This window comes from Pseudodesulfovibrio sp. lm2024 (assembly GCF_051175575.1).
Taxonomy (GTDB): domain Bacteria; phylum Desulfobacterota; class Desulfovibrionia; order Desulfovibrionales; family Desulfovibrionaceae; genus Pseudodesulfovibrio; species Pseudodesulfovibrio caledoniensis.
Genome location: NZ_CP195092.1, coordinates 3,786,999 through 3,802,278 on the forward strand (window position 1 = coordinate 3,786,999; position 15,280 = coordinate 3,802,278).

The 15,280-nt window shown below is 64.5% G+C and carries 12 protein-coding genes; 6 read left to right on the plus strand and 6 right to left on the minus strand.

The window, feature by feature from the left end; translation table 11 throughout:
- Positions 1-124 precede the first annotated feature (124 nt).
- The 3 genes from ACR42D_RS17695 (at position 125) to ald (ending at position 3,371) form a co-directional block, all read left to right on the plus strand.
- A complete protein-coding gene (locus ACR42D_RS17695) occupies positions 125-1,570 on the plus strand; it encodes a HoxN/HupN/NixA family nickel/cobalt transporter (RefSeq protein ID WP_484568103.1) in 1,446 nt (481 codons plus the stop codon).
- 158 nt (positions 1,571-1,728) lie between these two features.
- On the plus strand, positions 1,729-2,211 hold the full coding sequence (locus ACR42D_RS17700; RefSeq protein WP_484568104.1) for an Lrp/AsnC family transcriptional regulator: 483 nt from the start codon (positions 1,729-1,731) through the stop codon (positions 2,209-2,211).
- A 47-nt stretch (positions 2,212-2,258) separates the two neighbouring features.
- Entirely contained in the window at positions 2,259-3,371 is a 1,113-nt protein-coding gene (gene ald / locus ACR42D_RS17705; protein ID WP_484568105.1) for an alanine dehydrogenase, read from the plus strand.
- A 188-nt stretch (positions 3,372-3,559) separates the two neighbouring features.
- On the opposite strand, the gene ACR42D_RS17710 is transcribed toward ald, so the two are convergent.
- Positions 3,560-4,522 (minus strand): acyltransferase family protein, encoded by a 963-nt coding sequence (locus ACR42D_RS17710; protein WP_484568106.1) that lies wholly within the window; start codon positions 4,520-4,522, stop codon positions 3,560-3,562.
- A gap of 164 nt (positions 4,523-4,686) precedes the next feature.
- Here ACR42D_RS17710 and ACR42D_RS17715 point away from each other — a divergent pair, with 164 nt between their 5' ends.
- On the plus strand, positions 4,687-5,481 hold the full coding sequence (locus tag ACR42D_RS17715; RefSeq protein WP_484568107.1) for a hypothetical protein: 795 nt from the start codon (positions 4,687-4,689) through the stop codon (positions 5,479-5,481).
- Between the two features lie 72 nt (positions 5,482-5,553).
- Here ACR42D_RS17715 and ACR42D_RS17720 read toward each other — a convergent pair whose 3' ends face one another.
- Positions 5,554-6,681 carry a lytic transglycosylase domain-containing protein gene (locus ACR42D_RS17720; RefSeq protein ID WP_484568108.1) on the minus strand — a complete coding sequence of 376 codons (1,128 nt, stop codon included), beginning with the start codon at positions 6,679-6,681 and terminating at the stop codon, positions 5,554-5,556.
- Between the two features lie 48 nt (positions 6,682-6,729).
- Entirely contained in the window at positions 6,730-7,920 is a 1,191-nt protein-coding gene (locus tag ACR42D_RS17725; protein ID WP_484568109.1) for a PhoH family protein, read from the minus strand.
- Between the two features lie 551 nt (positions 7,921-8,471).
- On the opposite strand from ACR42D_RS17725, the gene ACR42D_RS17730 reads away from it, so the two are divergent.
- Together ACR42D_RS17730 and dgt are read left to right on the plus strand one after the other, a co-directional pair.
- Complete coding sequence (locus ACR42D_RS17730; RefSeq protein WP_484568110.1) at positions 8,472-8,696, plus strand: flagellar biosynthesis anti-sigma factor FlgM; 225 nt, start codon at positions 8,472-8,474, stop codon at positions 8,694-8,696.
- A gap of 290 nt (positions 8,697-8,986) precedes the next feature.
- Positions 8,987-10,315 (plus strand): dGTP triphosphohydrolase, encoded by a 1,329-nt coding sequence (dgt, locus tag ACR42D_RS17735; RefSeq protein ID WP_484568111.1) that lies wholly within the window; start codon positions 8,987-8,989, stop codon positions 10,313-10,315.
- Positions 10,316-10,566: 251 nt separating this feature from the next.
- Here the strand turns inward: dgt and ACR42D_RS17740 are convergent, their stop codons facing one another.
- From ACR42D_RS17740 to ACR42D_RS17750, 3 genes are all read right to left on the minus strand, one after another.
- Positions 10,567-12,219: a methyl-accepting chemotaxis protein gene (locus tag ACR42D_RS17740; RefSeq protein WP_484568112.1), complete on the minus strand. Its 1,653-nt coding sequence runs from the start codon at positions 12,217-12,219 to the stop codon at positions 10,567-10,569.
- Positions 12,220-12,420: 201 nt separating this feature from the next.
- The gene (gene htpG, locus ACR42D_RS17745; protein ID WP_484568113.1) at positions 12,421-14,310 is read right to left on the minus strand and encodes a molecular chaperone HtpG; all 1,890 of its coding nucleotides are present in this window, start codon (positions 14,308-14,310) and stop codon (positions 12,421-12,423) included.
- Between the two features lie 119 nt (positions 14,311-14,429).
- Positions 14,430-15,032: a MerR family transcriptional regulator gene (locus tag ACR42D_RS17750; protein WP_484568114.1), complete on the minus strand. Its 603-nt coding sequence runs from the start codon at positions 15,030-15,032 to the stop codon at positions 14,430-14,432.
- Between the last annotated feature and the right edge of the window lie 248 nt (positions 15,033-15,280).

Here is a 15,280-nt window from a genome sequence, read left to right on the forward strand (position 1 = left end):
TGAACCGAACTATGGGGCATGGCGCAATCTATAACGCCTCCCTTGAAAATGCAACGCGCCGCCGCATCGGCTGCGCGGGGCTTGCCTTCTTCCAGGCTCTCCCTTATCTGTGCCGGAACCGACCATGCGCACGCCCCTGACCACATGGCTCCCGGCAGCCCTGCTCCTCGCGGCCCTGTGCCTGACGGTCCCGCAACGGGCCGGGGCGCACCCGCACGTCTACGTGGACGTCTCCCTGACCTTCCATGTGGACGATAAGGGATTGTCGAGCGTGCACCAGACCTGGCTCTTCGACGAGATATTCACCCGGGCGATCCTGAGCGAGCTCGGGCTGGACGCGGCCGCCCTGGCCACGCCCGAGGGACAGGCGGCCGTGCGCGACGGGGCCTTCGCCTACCTGGCCAACTACCATTACTTCACCCTGATCGAGACCAACGGCAAGCAGGTGCCCGTGACCGTGGCGAACTTCCACGCAGGGTTGAACCACAACCGCTTCGTCTACGACTTCGACGTGCCGCTCGACCTGCCCGTGGACCGGCTGGCCGACTTCCGCATGGCCGTGTTCGACAAGGAATACTACACGGACATAATCTACGCCGAGAACGGCATCCGCTTCGACGTCAAGGGCGGGGTCTCGGTCAGCCACTCGGTGCGGGCCGCCAAGGACCACACCTACTGGCGCTACATCGTGCCGTCGGCCGTGCACATGACCGTGTCCGCCGCGCCCGGAGCCGTACCGTCCGTGGAAACGGACCGGGTCGGCGCGGACCAGGGGACGGGCGTGCTCGGCCGGGTCATGGACCTGGTGCGTTCCACCCAGAAGGAGCTGACCAAGCGGCTGAACGGGTTCGGCACCCGGCTCAAGGACCAGCCATGGGGCGCGCCCCTGTGGATGTTCCTGGCCCTGTCCTTCGTCTACGGGGTGGTCCACGCCGTGGGGCCGGGGCACGGCAAGGCCGTGGTCTGCTCCTGGTTTCTGAGCCGCCCCGGCTCGCTGCTGCGCGGCGCGCTCATGGGCAACGCCATCACTTTCGTGCACATGGGCTCCGCCGCCCTGGCCGTGGGCGCGGCCTACCTGATCTTCTCCTCGGGCATGGGCGGATTCGCGGCCGCCAGCCGGGCCATCCAGCCCGCCGGATACGCGCTGCTCGCCCTGATGGGGCTGTTCCTGCTGGGCAAGGCCGTGCTCGACCTGCGCCGGGGCGGCCCGCTCGCGGACCACGCCTGCGCTCACGCCGATCCCGAGGGCGGCGACGTCAAATCCATCCTGGCCGTGTCCTTCGTCACCGGCCTCATCCCCTGCCCGGGCGCGGCGGTCATCCTGGCCTTCGCCATCGGCCTGAACATCTTCTGGACCGGAGTGGCGGCCCTGCTGGTCATGGCCCTGGGAATGGGGCTGACCACCACCCTGTTCGCCTGGTTCGCGGTCTGCGCCCGCAAGACCGCCCTGACCCTGTCCGGCCGCAACCGCCGCCTGTTCGGCTATATCCACGCCGGGCTGTCCATCTGCGGCGCGGCCGCCATCGGCCTGTTCGGCGCCGCCCTGTTCATCGGCTCCCTGACCGCCTGATCCCGCCTCGCCGGAGGCTCCCCGACCACCGGCCGCGCCCGGCACCGATTTCCTTGACTCAAATCCCGTGTCCACAAAAAACCATTGACAATATTTTTTACTTTTAGGTAAAAAGTACCCCACAACACTTTCCAAAACGAAAATACGGACCGACAAAAATGAAAAACGCATTGGACTCGCAAGACAAGCGGCTGGTGGCCGAGCTGACCCGCGACGGCCAGCTCTCGCCCGGCAAGATCGGCGAGGCCACGGGCGTGACCGCCCCGACGGTCCGCTCGCGGCTCAAGAACCTGATGCAGGCGGGCGCGCTCAAGGTGGCCGGATTGGTCAATCCCACGCGCGTCAAAGGGCTGACCGTGGCCCTGGTGGGCATCAGCCTGATGAGCCACGAGCAGCTCGGCGAGAAACTGGACCAGATCGGGGGACTGCCCCGGGTCAATTGGGCGGCCGTGGTCACCGGGCGCTACGACATCATCGTGGAGATCGTCTGCCAGGAAGGCATGGACGACCTCTACCATTTCCTGGATCGCGATCTGTCCCAGGTGGGCGGCATCAACGCATCCGAATCGTTCGTTGTCATGAAATCCCGGCGCAAGTGGCTGATGTTGCCCGACGCCGTGATCGAAACCTTCACCAAATAACTTCAATGCCGCCGGAGAGGGCGGAGAGCTTTGCAAAGGAGCATCAGATGATTATCGGTATCCCCAAGGAAATCAAAACGCTGGAAAATCGTGTCGCCATGACCCCGGGCGCGGTGGAATCCCTGGTCCGCCAGGGCAACGAAGTGCTGGTCGAGGCCGGCGCGGGTCTGGGCAGCGGCCTGACCGACGAGGAATACGCCGCCTCCGGCGCCAAGATGGTGTCCGCCGCCGAAGCCTGGGGCGCGGAGATGGTCATCAAGGTCAAGGAGCCGCTGGCTTCCGAATTTCAGTACCTGCGCAAGGACCTGCTCCTGTTCACCTACCTGCATCTGGCCGCCGCTCCCGAGCTGACCAAGGCCCTGCTCGACGCCGGAACCACCGGCGTGGCCTACGAGACCGTCAAGTCCGCCGACGGCACCCTGCCCCTGCTGACCCCCATGTCCGAGGTCGCCGGCCGCATGGCCACCCAGGTGGGCGCGCACTACCTGGAGAAGACCCAGGGCGGCCAGGGCATCCTGCTGGGCGGCGTGCCCGGCGTGTACCCTGCCGAAGTGCTCGTTCTGGGCGGCGGCGTGGTCGGCACCAACGCGGCCCGCATCGCCATGGGCATGGGCGCGCGCGTGACCATCCTCGACCTTTCCCACCAGCGTCTGCAGTACCTGGACGAGGTCTTCCAGGGCCGCATCACCACCATGATGTCCACCGAGCCCAACATCCGCCAGATGGTCCAGCGGGCCGACCTGGTCATCGGCGCGGTCCTGCTGCCCGGCGCCAAGGCCCCGAACCTGATCACCCGCGACATGCTGCCCCTGATGAAGAAGGGTTCCGTCATCGTGGACGTGGCCGTGGACCAGGGCGGCTGCATCGAGACCACTCACGCCACCACCCACGACAACCCCACCTACGAGGTCGACGGCGTGGTCCACTACGGCGTGGCCAACATGCCCGGCGCGGTGCCCCGCACCTCCACCTTCGCCCTGGTCAACCAGACCGCTCCCTACGCCCTGCGCCTGGCCGCCAAGGGCCTCGACGCCCTCAAGGAGGACGCCGGACTGGCGCTGGGTCTGAACACCTGGAACGGCACGCTGACCTGCCCGGCAGTCGGCGAAGCCCTGGACATCGCGACCATCACCCCGGAAGAGGCGCTCGCCCAGATGTAGCATCCGGCGTAGCACCCTCTCACGAGGCGCAAAAAAACAAAGGCCCCGGTCGTTCGACCGGGGCCTTTTCCTTTGTCGGATATCGCGGGCCTGTATGCGGGCTGCGCAGTTCCGGCGCGAGGCCGGGCGTCTCGGCCACGGGTCTCGCCCCCTGGAATCGGCCTCTGCCTTCCCGATCCGCGCCTTCGTCAGCGAGCCGGGGGCAGGGGCGCGACCAGGCGGAAGGTCCACCTGACCACCGGGGGGCTGGCCAGGATCAGGGCCAGGGCCACGGCCGTGGGGACCAGCAGCCAGACCGTGGAGCCGACCAACCCGTAGGCGGCGGGCCACAACCGGTAGGGGACGAGGAGCGCGGAATGGAGCAGGTAGACGTGCAGGGAATGGCGGCCGACGCGGGTCAGCGGGTTTTCGCCGGAGGGGACCAGGGCGAGCGCGCCCAGCCCCAGGCCGAAGGCCACGGCCAGCTGGACCGCCCGGGCGGACAGCCCCACGCCCACGCCGGGCCCCAGTGCCGCGTACGGCGCGTTGCCGTAGAGCATGGGCTGAAAATTGTATCCGGAAAGCCACCAGGCCAGGAGCAGCCCGGCCGCGACCAGGGCCGCGCCCGCCGCGCGACCGACCGTCTCGGTGGGCGGCCTGCCCGTTTCCCGCAACCGGTGCCCGGCCAGGAAGAACGGCAGCAGAACCACGGTCCGCGACAGGCTCAGGTCCAGGCCGAGGAACGGGACGAACCCGGCGGCCAGGGCCAGCACGATGCTTGCGGACAGGGCCAGGGGCACACGCCGGACGTACGGCAGGACCATTCGCCAGACAAACAGGCTGAGCAGGTACCACAGCCCGTAGAGCCCCTGGAGAAAGGGGTACGGCGCTTCGCCCATGAGCCGCAGGACGAGCGCGTGCAGGGCGAAGAAGACCACGTACGGGGCCAGGAGCAGGCGCGCGTTCTTCTCCAGCGCGGGCATGCCCGTCTCGGCCCGGGAGAGGTATCCCGAGACCAGGGCGAACATGGGCATGTGGAAGAAGTAGACGAAGAAATAGAGCGCGTCCGCCGCCCGGTCGCCGCTCGGCACGGGCCAAACCAGGTGGCCCATGACCACCAGGATGATGAGCAGCCCCTTGGCGTTGTCGATGCGGATGTCGCGGCCGTGCATACCCTCTCCTTAGCAGAGTCGGCACGGCCGGGGAAGCGGGCCCGTACCCCGCGAGGCGGCCTGCGCGACGCCCCTTGCCTTCGTGTCGCGCGGCGGGTAGAAATACGGACGGCCTTTGAGCCGGTCATCCAACATGCCGAATACTTTTATCATCACATGGAACAATGACACCCTTTGAGCTTTTGCTGATCAAGCTCACCGTAACCCCGGTGATGATGCTCGCCGTCTCGCTGGCGGCCAGAAGATGGGGAGGATTCGTCGGCGGGATCATCTCCGGCCTCCCCCTGACGTCCGCCCCGATCATGTTTTTCCTGGCCGTCGAGCAGGGGGCTTCCTTTGCCGAGCGGGCGGCGTCGTCCGCGCTGTCCGGGCTGACGGCCGTATTGCTGACCTATCTCTTCTATCTCCACGTCACCAGAGTCGCCTCGGTGCTCATGGGCTGCCTGAGCTCGCTGGCCTTTTTCGCCGCCTGTTCCCTGCTGACGTTCCAGGCTCCCTTTTCGGGCTGGGCCATACCGGCGGACCTGCTGTTGATCGGCGCGCTCATCCGTTGCACCGGTGTGACCGGCGATAAACCGGCAGCGTCCCCCAAAACCCCTTCGTGGAGCATCCCCCTTCGCATGGGTGCGTCCACCGCCTTGCTGCTCGCGGTCACCGCCCTGGCGCATCTGATCGGCCCGCACTGGAGCGGCCTGCTCTCCCCCATCCCGGTGGTCGCCTGGCCGTTGACGGTCTTTCTGCACAAGCTGAACGGCAGGCCGGAAATGGTCGCGGCCGTGCGCGGCAACGCCATCAGCGCCCTCGGGATCATCCTGTTCTATGTGGTGGTCAGCGGGTTCATGGTCCGGTTGGGCGTATTCGCGGCGTTCTCCCTCGCCCTGCTCTCCGCCGTGGCCGCCACCCTCGCCCTGATCATGGCGCTCAGAGCCGTCCGCGCGCGAACGGCCGCGTCGCACTGACGTACGGCGTCACGGTCGGTCCCGACAGACGAAAAGCGCGGTAAACCCGCCCTCTTCACCCAAAAAACGGAATTACTGGACCAGCAGCTTCTGGCCCGGATGGATGGTCGACCGCTTGCTCAGTTTGTTCAGCTTGCACAGCTGGTACAGGCTCATGTCGTGCCTGCGGGCGATCTCGATCAGGGAATCCCCGCTCTTGACCACGTAGGTCTCGGGCTTGAGGGTCTCGCGGTACTGGGCCATGAGCGGGTGGTAGCGTTCGGCGAACTCCTCGGCCGCGCCCTCGGGCAGGAACAGGACGTGCTGGCCCGGCGGGATGACCTCGCCCAGCAGCTGCGGGTTGAGGTCGCGGATGTCCTTGTAGTAGGTGCCCGCGGCCTTGGCCACCAGGGTCAGGGGCGTGGGGTACTTGGCCCGCAGTTTGACCCGGTCGAACTTGCGCGGCTTGTAATAGTCCTCGGGGTGCAGGTCGAAGCCGTAGCGCGCCGGGTCGTTGAGGATCAGCTTGGCCGCGATGGCCCGCAGCACGTAGCGTTGGGTCTCGTCGGGCAGATGCAGTTTGTAGTAGTCCTTGACCTCCTGCTTCCCGATCTGCCTTTCCAGCCCCTGTTCGCCCATGTTGTAGGCCGCACAGGCCAGGGTCCAGGAGTCGAACCGGTCGTGCAGGTCCCTGAGGTAGGACGCGGCCGCGCCCGTGGCGAAATAGAAATTACGCCGCTCGTCCACGAAGCGGTCCACGGTCAGGTCGTAGTTGCAGGCCGTGGAGGAAATGAACTGCCAGATGCCGCGCGCCCCCCGGCTGGACCCGGCCCTGGGCTTGAGCGCGGACTCGATGACAGCGATGTACTTGAGGTCGTCGGGCATGTTCCGCCCGCGCAGCACGGTCTGGATGTGCGGGAAGTACCGGCCCGTGCGCTTGAGCCAAAGGATGACCTGGGCGCGGTCCCAGAGCATGAGCAGGAGTTCCTTTTCCAGCCGCTCGCGCACCTCGGGCAGGTGCAGGGGCACGAACTCGCCGCAGAAATAGAGCGGCCCCTTGATGCGGATGGCGGATTCCAGCGACGGGAAGGCAGCGGTCCGCATGGGCGCGAGCATCTCTATGTCCCCGGCCCGGGCAGTGCCGTGCAGGGGCGCGAGCAGCGCGAAGCAGAAGAGGATCAATCCCGCCGCCAGCGGGAGAGCGGGGTGCCGCCTGGGCATGTATGCTCCCGTCAAGGCCGGGCAGGGGAACCCCCTGCCTGTGGCCGATTACAGTTTTGATTTCAGGACGATGTCCGTGATGGGGCCGCGCGAGCGGTCGCCCTTGAGAACCATGTGCGCATAGTTCTTGTACCCCTTGAGCTTGCGGACTGTCCAGTTCAGTCCGTTGTTCGACTCGTTGAGGTACGGGTTGTCCACCTGCCGGGTGTCGCCCAGGCAGATGCACTTGACGCCTTCGCCCATGCGGGTCAGCAGGGCGCGGGTCTCGCCGCGCGACAGGTTCTGCATCTCGTCCACGATGACCACCGCGTTCTCGATGTTCATGCCGCGCAGAAAGGCCACGGGCTGGACCTCGAACTTCTTGGGGTTGAACTTGAACGAGTCGCTGGTCGGGTCCATGAAAATGCGGTTGGCGGGCCGGATGTCGTGCAGCTTGATGAGCAGGTCCTGGATGTACTTGATGTACGGCAGCATCTTCTCCTCGATGTCGCCGGGCAGGTAGCCCATCTTGGCCCCGATCTCGACCACCGGCTTGACCAGGTAGATCTTGCGGTACGGGTTGTCCTTGCGCTCCAGCATCAGGTACAGGGCCGCGGCCAGGGACAGGAAGGTCTTGCCGTAGCCCGCCTCGGACTGGATGGAGACCAGGTCGATGCCGTCGCAGAGCATCAGCTCCAGGGCCAGGTTCTGGTACACGCTGCGCGGTTTCACCCCCCATATCTCGTGGGTGTAGCTGATCTCCTTGGGCCCCTCCGGGCCGTGGAAGACCGGGGTGCCGTTCTCCCAGCGGAAACAGTTGCGCACCGGTTCCTCGCCCTCCTCCACAAATCCGGTGTAGCGCTGGGACTCGGACCTAAACGGATCGGAGTCGCGGTATTCCTCGCTGGGAATGCCGTAGCACTTGGCCTTGATCTGGAGAATGCGGTCGTTGGTGATCAGCGTCGCCTCTTCCGGCCCCACATGGAGGATCTCCTTGAGGATGCGGTCGTCCATCACGGGGTCCGTGAGGGTCTCGGCAAAGTCCGGGGGGAAGATGTTGACGGCTTCGTCTTCGAGGATGGCCCGCACCGCCTGGGAGACGATGTGGCCGATGCGCGGGTCTTTCTTCAGTCCGTCCAGCTCGCCCAGGACGGTGTAGGGAATGTAGATCTGGTTTTCCACCCCATTGCGTAGGGCGATGATGCATTTGGGGTTTTCAATAAGGACGTTGGTGTCGAGGACAAAATGCTTCTGGGCCATAATCCCCCGTCCGAGGTTGATGTTGATTCCAGGGTTTCTCACGACTTGGCACCCGTGGCCGGGAATCAGCGAATCAATTTCATTGTATGCCTCCGCTTAGGTTCAACCAGTTATGCAAACAATGACCAGTTTTCACGAGAAAGTCTAGAGACAAGATGCCCGACCGCACGCCGAAACGTCATGGCGAAACGGTGACGATCCGATGGAGCGGAGCGGCGGGCCGCTGTCCTTCAACCGTCCGCAAACCCTTGTGAACCCTGGCTTTGCCGAGCGTTCGGCGGTTTTTCTGCCCATGCTATCCAATTGGAATTGCGAACTAATATTAATTCGGGAAATCCGCTCTCCCACCCTAAGCATTCGCGCCTCGCGTCCGATAAGAGAAGCAACCCGGAACTCCCGGTCAACTCCAGGAGGCGGGCAACCAATCCGCAGGCAAGCGGGAGGACGCGGTCGCACGGATGCGGCCGGGGCTGCGCAGCGGATGAGGGGAGACCTTGGGGAAGGGCATATGCCGCCCTTCCCGCTGACTTCAATAACCCAGGGAGGGGTTAATGAAGGGTTATGACGACAGCCGCGGGCGGACCGCGGCCCATATGGAAACCGAGCGCGTGCTCGACGCCTTCGACGAAGTGGACACCGGGCGGCACCGGGATTCCGCCCAGGAGCGCGCCGACAAGATCGCCAGGCTCAAGGCCGAGGTGAACGCCGGTAGCTACGAGCCCGACGTCATGGACATCGCCAGGCTGCTGACCTCGGCCATGGACCCGACGCTCTAGGAACCAACTCAACGGCGCACGGGGCCGGGGCGGGAATAATCCCGCCCCGGCCCCGTGCGCCGTTGATTATCCACTTGTTCGAGAAAATCAGCATATGATTGCCGCTTCGCGGCGTTTATCGGGTGACTTCGCCTCCGGCGGGCAAGGGTCATAACCCTTGCATCCCATTATGCGCCTGCGGCGCGGGCTGTTTATTTTTGCCGTGACTCCGGGGAGTTGACCGGTGCGGGATAATCTGGTGAGTTGTGGGGCTCGACGAGAACCGCATCAACGCCCCCGGAGGAACGACCATGGGCTCCGCACCCCGTATGGATTGGAACAAGCTGCTCGACGCCACGCGCACGGACTGGAACAGCGAACAGAAAGGCCCGCGCAGCCCCTTCCAGCGGGACGTGGACAGGATCATCTTCAGCGACGCCTTCCGCCGCCTGTCGCGCAAGACCCAGGTCCATCCCCTGAACGAGAACGACCACATCCACTCCCGGCTGACCCACAGCCTGGAGGTGGCCACCGTGGGCAAGAGCCTCGGCGAACTGGTCGGCGGCTTCCTGGCCGAAAAGGGCGAACTGCCCGACGGCATCACCCCCATCCACCTGGGCGAGATCGTCCAGGCCGCCTGCCTGGCCCACGACATCGGCAATCCGCCCTTCGGCCACAGCGGCGAGGCGGCCATCAAGGACTGGTTCAAGACCCGCTCCAACATCGACGAGTTCCTCGCCCCCGGACTGCTGACCGACTTCACCAAGTTCGACGGCAACGCCATGGCGGTGCGGACCATGCTCAGCACCGGATTCTACAAGGAGGGCATGAACCCCACCTACGCCGTGGTCGGCGCCCTGCTCAAATATCCCTGGCCGTCCACCTTCGACGCGGGCAAGGACAAGTTCAGCATCTTCCGGACCGAGGCCGACACCGTCCGGACCGTGGCCCGGGCCCTGGGCCTGATCGACAAGGGCGAGCGGTTCGCCCGCCATCCCCTGGCCTTCCTCATGGAGGCGGCCGACGACATCTGCTACCGGATCATAGACATGGAGGACGCCACCGAACTGGGCATCCTGCCCGAGGGCTTCATGTACAAGCAGTTTGCCGGGCCGCTTGACCTGGACGCCACGCCCGAGAGGGCGCAGCGCTATCGCAAGCGGCACTTCCGACAGCGCAACAGCATCATCCGGGCGAATCTCATCGGCCGCGCCACAGACGACGCGGTCGAAGTGTTCAAGGCCCGCTACGACGCGGTCATGGACGGCTCCCTAGACCACTCGGCCAGCCTGATGGACATGTCGGACGGCATCTGCCGGACCATCCACGACGCGTACAAGGGAATCGAGGATCGGCTGTTCCTCTCCCGGCGCAAGGCCGTGCTGGAAATGGGCGCGCAAAACGCCCTCGGCCTGCTCCTGGACCGGACCATGGTCGACGTGGACAACACGAAACAGCCGCCCGTGGTCGCGATCAACCCCAAGGTCCAGGCGCTGCTGGGCAAGGAGCTCATCGACGACATCCCCGGGGACGAGCTGTACGACTACCGGCTGGTCATGGCCATCGTGGACTACATCTCCGGCATGACCGACCACTACGCCACCGACCTGTGCCGAAAGCTGCTGGGATTGGGATACTGAACACGCCTTGAAAACGAGGAAACGGCCGGGCCGGAACGATTCCGGGACCGGCCGCTTCGCGTGAGGAGGTGCAATGCCCAGCCCTTCCTTCTGCCGACCACAAACAGGACATTCACACTTGCCCACTCCATAGCACGGTGGCGATTTTCCCGCCGTTATAATCTGCTCCGGGAGGGCACGTCGGCGAGACGAACGAAGAATCCGGACGGCCGGGCCGCCCGGATTCCGGTTCACGTATCCTTTGACCGCACTCAGAAGCGGTCGAATTCCCCGCCCTCTCCCGAGGGGAGCGCGGCCGCCTTCTCCTGGACCAAACGGGTACTCGTCCGGCCCGCCGAACCGGACTGCTCCACCCGGAAGAAGCCGACCACCTGCTGCAACTGCTCGGCCTCGCCCGCCAGGGTCTCGGAGGTGGCGGCCACCTCCTCGGCGGCCGAGGCGTTCTGCTGCACCACGCCGTCCAGCTCCTGAAGCGCGCCGTTGATCTGGCTCGCCCCCTGGTTCTGCTCGGCCGAGGCGGCGGCGATCTCCTGGATCAGTTCGGCCGTGCGGCGGATATCCGGGACCATGTCGGCCAGCATCTTCCCGGCCTGCTCGGCCACATGGACGCTGGACGCCGACAGCTCGGATATTTCCCCGGCCGCCTCGCCGCTGCGTTCGGCCAGCTTGCGCACCTCGGCGGCGACCACGGCGAATCCCTTGCCGTGCTCTCCCGCCCGGGCCGCCTCGATGGCCGCATTGAGCGCCAACAGGTTGGTCTGGCGGGCAATCTCCTCGACAATGGATATCTTCTCCGCGATCTTCTTCATGGAATCCACGGTGCTGGCCACCGCCGCGCCGCCGTGCTCGGCGTCCTCTGCGGCCTTGAGCGCTATCTTCTCCGTGGTCCTGGAGTTATCGGCGTTCTGCTGGATATTCGAAGTCATCTCCTCCATGGAGGATGCGACCTCCTCCACGGCCGCGGCCTGCTGGACCGAGCCCTGCGACAGGCTGTCGGACGAGGAGGTCAGCTCCACGCCGCCCGAGGCCACGCTGTTGCTGCTCGCCTGGACGCTGACCACCACGTTCTTGAGCTGGGTGAGCATCTCGTCCATGGCCCCGGACAACTGGGCCAGTTCGTCCCTGCCCGTGTCGCCGGCCACCTGACCGAGCTCGCCGCGCGCGATCTTCTGGGCGAACTCCACGCTGGCGTGCAGGGGGCCGATGATCGACCGGGCGATGAGCATGCACACCGGGACGACGATCAGGGCCAACCCCAGAAGGACCGCCATCCCGATCCACATGACCAGGTTGCGGGTGAATCCGTTCAGCGCCTCGGCTATGGCGGCCTTCTTGCTGTTGATCTCGTCGATGTAGATGCCGGTGGCCAGCATCAGGTCGTCCGTGCCCGGCACCAATTGCACATAGGAGAGCTTGGGGGACGGTTCCTTCTCGCCCGGCTTGGGGAACCAGTAGGTCACGAAGCCGCCGCCGTTCCGGGCCTTCTCCATCATTTCCTTGATGTAGGACGTGCCCTTCACGTCCGTGTTGTTCAGGCGCATCTGCCCGATCAGGGACTTGTTCACGCCGTGGGCCACCAGGGTTCCGTCCAGCCTGTATCCGAAGTAGTAGCCGTCCTCTCCGAAACGGACCTTCTCGATCTCGCTCTGCAGCACGGCCCACCGGTCCTGGCCGGTGGCCCCGGACTTGGCCAGGGCGTCGCCCGCCTTGGTGACCATGGTCTGAACCGAATACGTCAGCGTCCGCTTGAACCCGTCCATCATGGCCTTTTCCGCCTCGGAGGTCCCTGTGGCGGACAGGTTGACCATGCCCCACCAGAACCCTCCGCTGGCCAGGGCGGTCGACAGGACCAGCAACGCCAGCAACGCGAAAATCCGCGTCTTGATCCCAAAATTCCTCAACATAGGCAGTCCTTTTATTTCAGACGTGTATTACATAAACACTTATGCATACATCATCCATACAACAAAATAACCATTATATACATTAGAACTGGCCTCTTGCTGCAACAAATTCGATACAACAGACCGGAGTGCCCTAAAACAGAGACCCCGGACAGGTGATCACCTGTCCGGGGTCTCCCCGATAATCTTGAGTGTCGAGTCTTACGGACGCGTTTCCACGTACCAGCCGCTCGACTTGGTCAGCAGGTCCTGGACCCTGCCCACCAAGGCGTGGGGGTCGGTCAGATACCCTTCGAGCAGCAGGGCGGACTCGTAAAGCTGGTTGGCGGCCTGGTCGATGAACGGATCATTCTCGTCCTTTTCCAGGATGGCCAGCATGTTGCGGATGAGCGCATGGTCCGGATTGATCTCCAGAATCTTCTTGGGGATGGAGGTGTCCTTGCTCATGACGCGCATGATCTTGTCCATGGACGAGGTCACGTTGCCGTCCGGGTTGGCCAGGCAGACCGGGGACTCGGACAGCCGGGTGGACGCCTTGACCTCGGTCACGGCGTCGCCGAGCGCGTCTTTCATGCGCGCAAGCAGCTTGTCCAACTCGCCCTTCTGCTCTTCGTTCAGCGGCTCGGGCTTGTCCTCCTTCTCCATGGACTCGAACTTGTCGAGCTTGGCCATGTCCGCGTGCTCAGCCGAGACCAGGGCACAGCCCTCGTATTCGCGCAGGGCGTCCATGACGAATTCGTCGATGGGCTCGTACAGGTACAGGACCTCGACGTGCTTGCGGCGGAAGACCTCCAGGTGCGGGGACAGGGCGAGCGCCTCGCGGCTCGGGCCGTAGGCGTAGTAGATTTCCTTCTGGTCTTCCTTGGCGCGGGAGATGTAGTCGGCGAACGAGGTCAGCGCCTTGTCGTCGTCGAGCGCCGAGGAGTTGAAGCGGACCAGCCCGGCGAACTTGTCCTTGTTCAGGAAGTCCATGTAACCCGCCTTGAACAGCTCGCCGTGGGCGCGCCAGAACTCGCTGTAGCGGTCCGCGTCGTCCTTGGCCAGCTTGGTCAGGTGGTCGAGCACCTGCTTGACCAGGGTAGAGCTGATCTTGCGCATGAGCAGGTTGTCCTGCAGGGTCTCGCGCGAGATGTTCAGGGGCAGGTCCTCGGTGTCGACCACGCCTTTGACGAAGCCCAGGTACTCGGGGAGCAGGTCCTTGTTCTGTTTCTCGATGAGCACGCGGCGCACGTACAGGTCCAGCCCCCGGTTCTCGCGGCCCAGGCCGAACGGGTCGTTGCCGTGCTTGGGGATGAACATCAGCGCGTTGAACTGCACCGGCGCGTCCACCGAGGTGTGCAGGGTGTCGAAGGGGTCCTCCGAGTCAAAGGTCAGGAACTTGTAGAACTCGGCGTACTGCTCGGCCTTGATCTGGAACTTGGGCTCCCGCCACAGGGCCTGGATGGTGTTGACCCGCTCGTCGCCCACGAAGATGGGGAAGTTGATGAAGTTGGAGTGGGTCTTGACCACATGCTTGAGGTGCGCCTCGTTGGTGAACTGCGAGGCCAGGTCCTCCTTCAGGCTGACCGTGATCTCGGTGCCGTGGGGACGGTCCTCGTCCAGCTCCTGGAGCTTGTAGTCGGTGCGGCCGTCCGAGGTCCAGGCGATGGGCTTGGCGTCGGCGTCCATGGACCGGGTGGTCACGGTGACCTCGTCGGCGACCATGTACACGGAATAGAAGCCCACGCCGAACCGGCCGATGAGCGAATCCAGCGACTCCTTGCCCTCTTCGGCGAGCCGGGCCACCTCGGCCGTGCCCGAATGCGCGATGGTGCCGATGTTGCGCATCAGCTCGTCGCGGGTCATGCCCACGCCGGTGTCGGTCACGGTCAGGGTCTTGGCCTCGGCGTCGCAGGTGATGCGGATCTCCGGGGCCAGGTCGTCGGTCTCGCCCGAGGCCTGGGTCTTGAACCGGGCCTTTTCCAGGGCGTCGGACGCGTTGGATATCAGCTCGCGGAGAAATATCTCCTTGTTGGTGTACAGCGAGTGTACAAGGATATCGAGCAGTTGGCTGACCTCAGCCTTGAACTTGTGGGTGGTTTTCTTGCCCATGAAAAGATACCTCCGTACGGGATGAGATGCGCGCCCGCCGGATGCGCGGCTATCGCGCACCCGGCGGGACTTTTTCGATAGAGAGAGTATGTTCGGGAATGGCGTCCCGGGAACAGGTCTTAAGTAGATACGGATTTGATCTTGTCAAGCAGGTATTTTTCCATTTCGCGCCGATCCTTGCGCAAACGGACCATTTCGGCCTCCATGACCGCCAGCTTCTCCTTGAGCTCCCGGTTTTCGGCCCTGAGCGCCTCTGTCTCCTGCATGGCCGTGGAGATGCGCAGGGCGGTCTCCTCCAGCCCCTCGCGGATATCGGCCACATCGGCCCCGCTCTCGGCGGCCAGCACCGAGCGGATGCCCTCGCCCACGGACTTGGCGATCTCCATGCCGATGGCCGCGGCCATGGTCATGACCTGATCCATGGACCCCACGGCCTGCACCGGCGCACCGCCGCCGCCCGTGGAAGCGGGCACGGCGTCGGCCTGGAGCGGGTATTCCTGGGAGAGCCGGTCCATGACGTCGCGGGCCGTGTGGCCCTCTTTCAGCAGCCTGGAGATGTTCGCGAAGATCTCCACCGCCTCGGGCTTGAAGCGCTTCTGGCGGCCCCGGCCCACGCTCGGCAGATGCTGGGCGAACCGGTTCTTCCAGTAATGCACCGTGGATTCGGGCAGGTCGAGCTCGCGGGCGATCTCGGCTACGGAAAGGACTTTCTTGCCAGTCATGTCACGCTCCCTTGGCTAGCTTGCGGTCTTTGTTGTTCTTCATTGGAGTACCGGAATCACCAGCTTTCGACAAGAAAAAACAGACTCCATCATACTCATTTCACAATGATTTTTCATATCCACAACAAACCGCAGCCTGTTGTGGTTGATATTCTTGAATTTTTCTAGACTTTTTCGTGGAAATTCGGCCCGACACCCCATCCCACGCGGGTTTGCACTCGGGGGCGGAACGCTTTATGGTCGCGAAG

Coding starts and splice junctions, on each gene's coding strand:
- ACR42D_RS17725 (WP_484568109.1), bottom strand. CDS start 7,920: ATGGCCCAGAAGCATTTTGTCCTCGACACCAACGTCCTTATTGAAAAC.
- ACR42D_RS17750 (WP_484568114.1), bottom strand. CDS start 15,032: ATGACTGGCAAGAAAGTCCTTTCCGTAGCCGAGATCGCCCGCGAGCTC.
- ACR42D_RS17730 (WP_484568110.1), top strand. CDS start 8,472: ATGAAGGGTTATGACGACAGCCGCGGGCGGACCGCGGCCCATATGGAA.
- ACR42D_RS17720 (WP_484568108.1), bottom strand. CDS start 6,681: ATGCCCAGGCGGCACCCCGCTCTCCCGCTGGCGGCGGGATTGATCCTC.
- ACR42D_RS17740 (WP_484568112.1), bottom strand. CDS start 12,219: ATGTTGAGGAATTTTGGGATCAAGACGCGGATTTTCGCGTTGCTGGCG.
- ACR42D_RS17695 (WP_484568103.1), top strand. CDS start 125: ATGCGCACGCCCCTGACCACATGGCTCCCGGCAGCCCTGCTCCTCGCG.
- ACR42D_RS17700 (WP_484568104.1), top strand. CDS start 1,729: ATGAAAAACGCATTGGACTCGCAAGACAAGCGGCTGGTGGCCGAGCTG.
- ald (WP_484568105.1), top strand. CDS start 2,259: ATGATTATCGGTATCCCCAAGGAAATCAAAACGCTGGAAAATCGTGTC.
- dgt (WP_484568111.1), top strand. CDS start 8,987: ATGGGCTCCGCACCCCGTATGGATTGGAACAAGCTGCTCGACGCCACG.
- ACR42D_RS17715 (WP_484568107.1), top strand. CDS start 4,687: ATGACACCCTTTGAGCTTTTGCTGATCAAGCTCACCGTAACCCCGGTG.
- htpG (WP_484568113.1), bottom strand. CDS start 14,310: ATGGGCAAGAAAACCACCCACAAGTTCAAGGCTGAGGTCAGCCAACTG.
- ACR42D_RS17710 (WP_484568106.1), bottom strand. CDS start 4,522: ATGCACGGCCGCGACATCCGCATCGACAACGCCAAGGGGCTGCTCATC.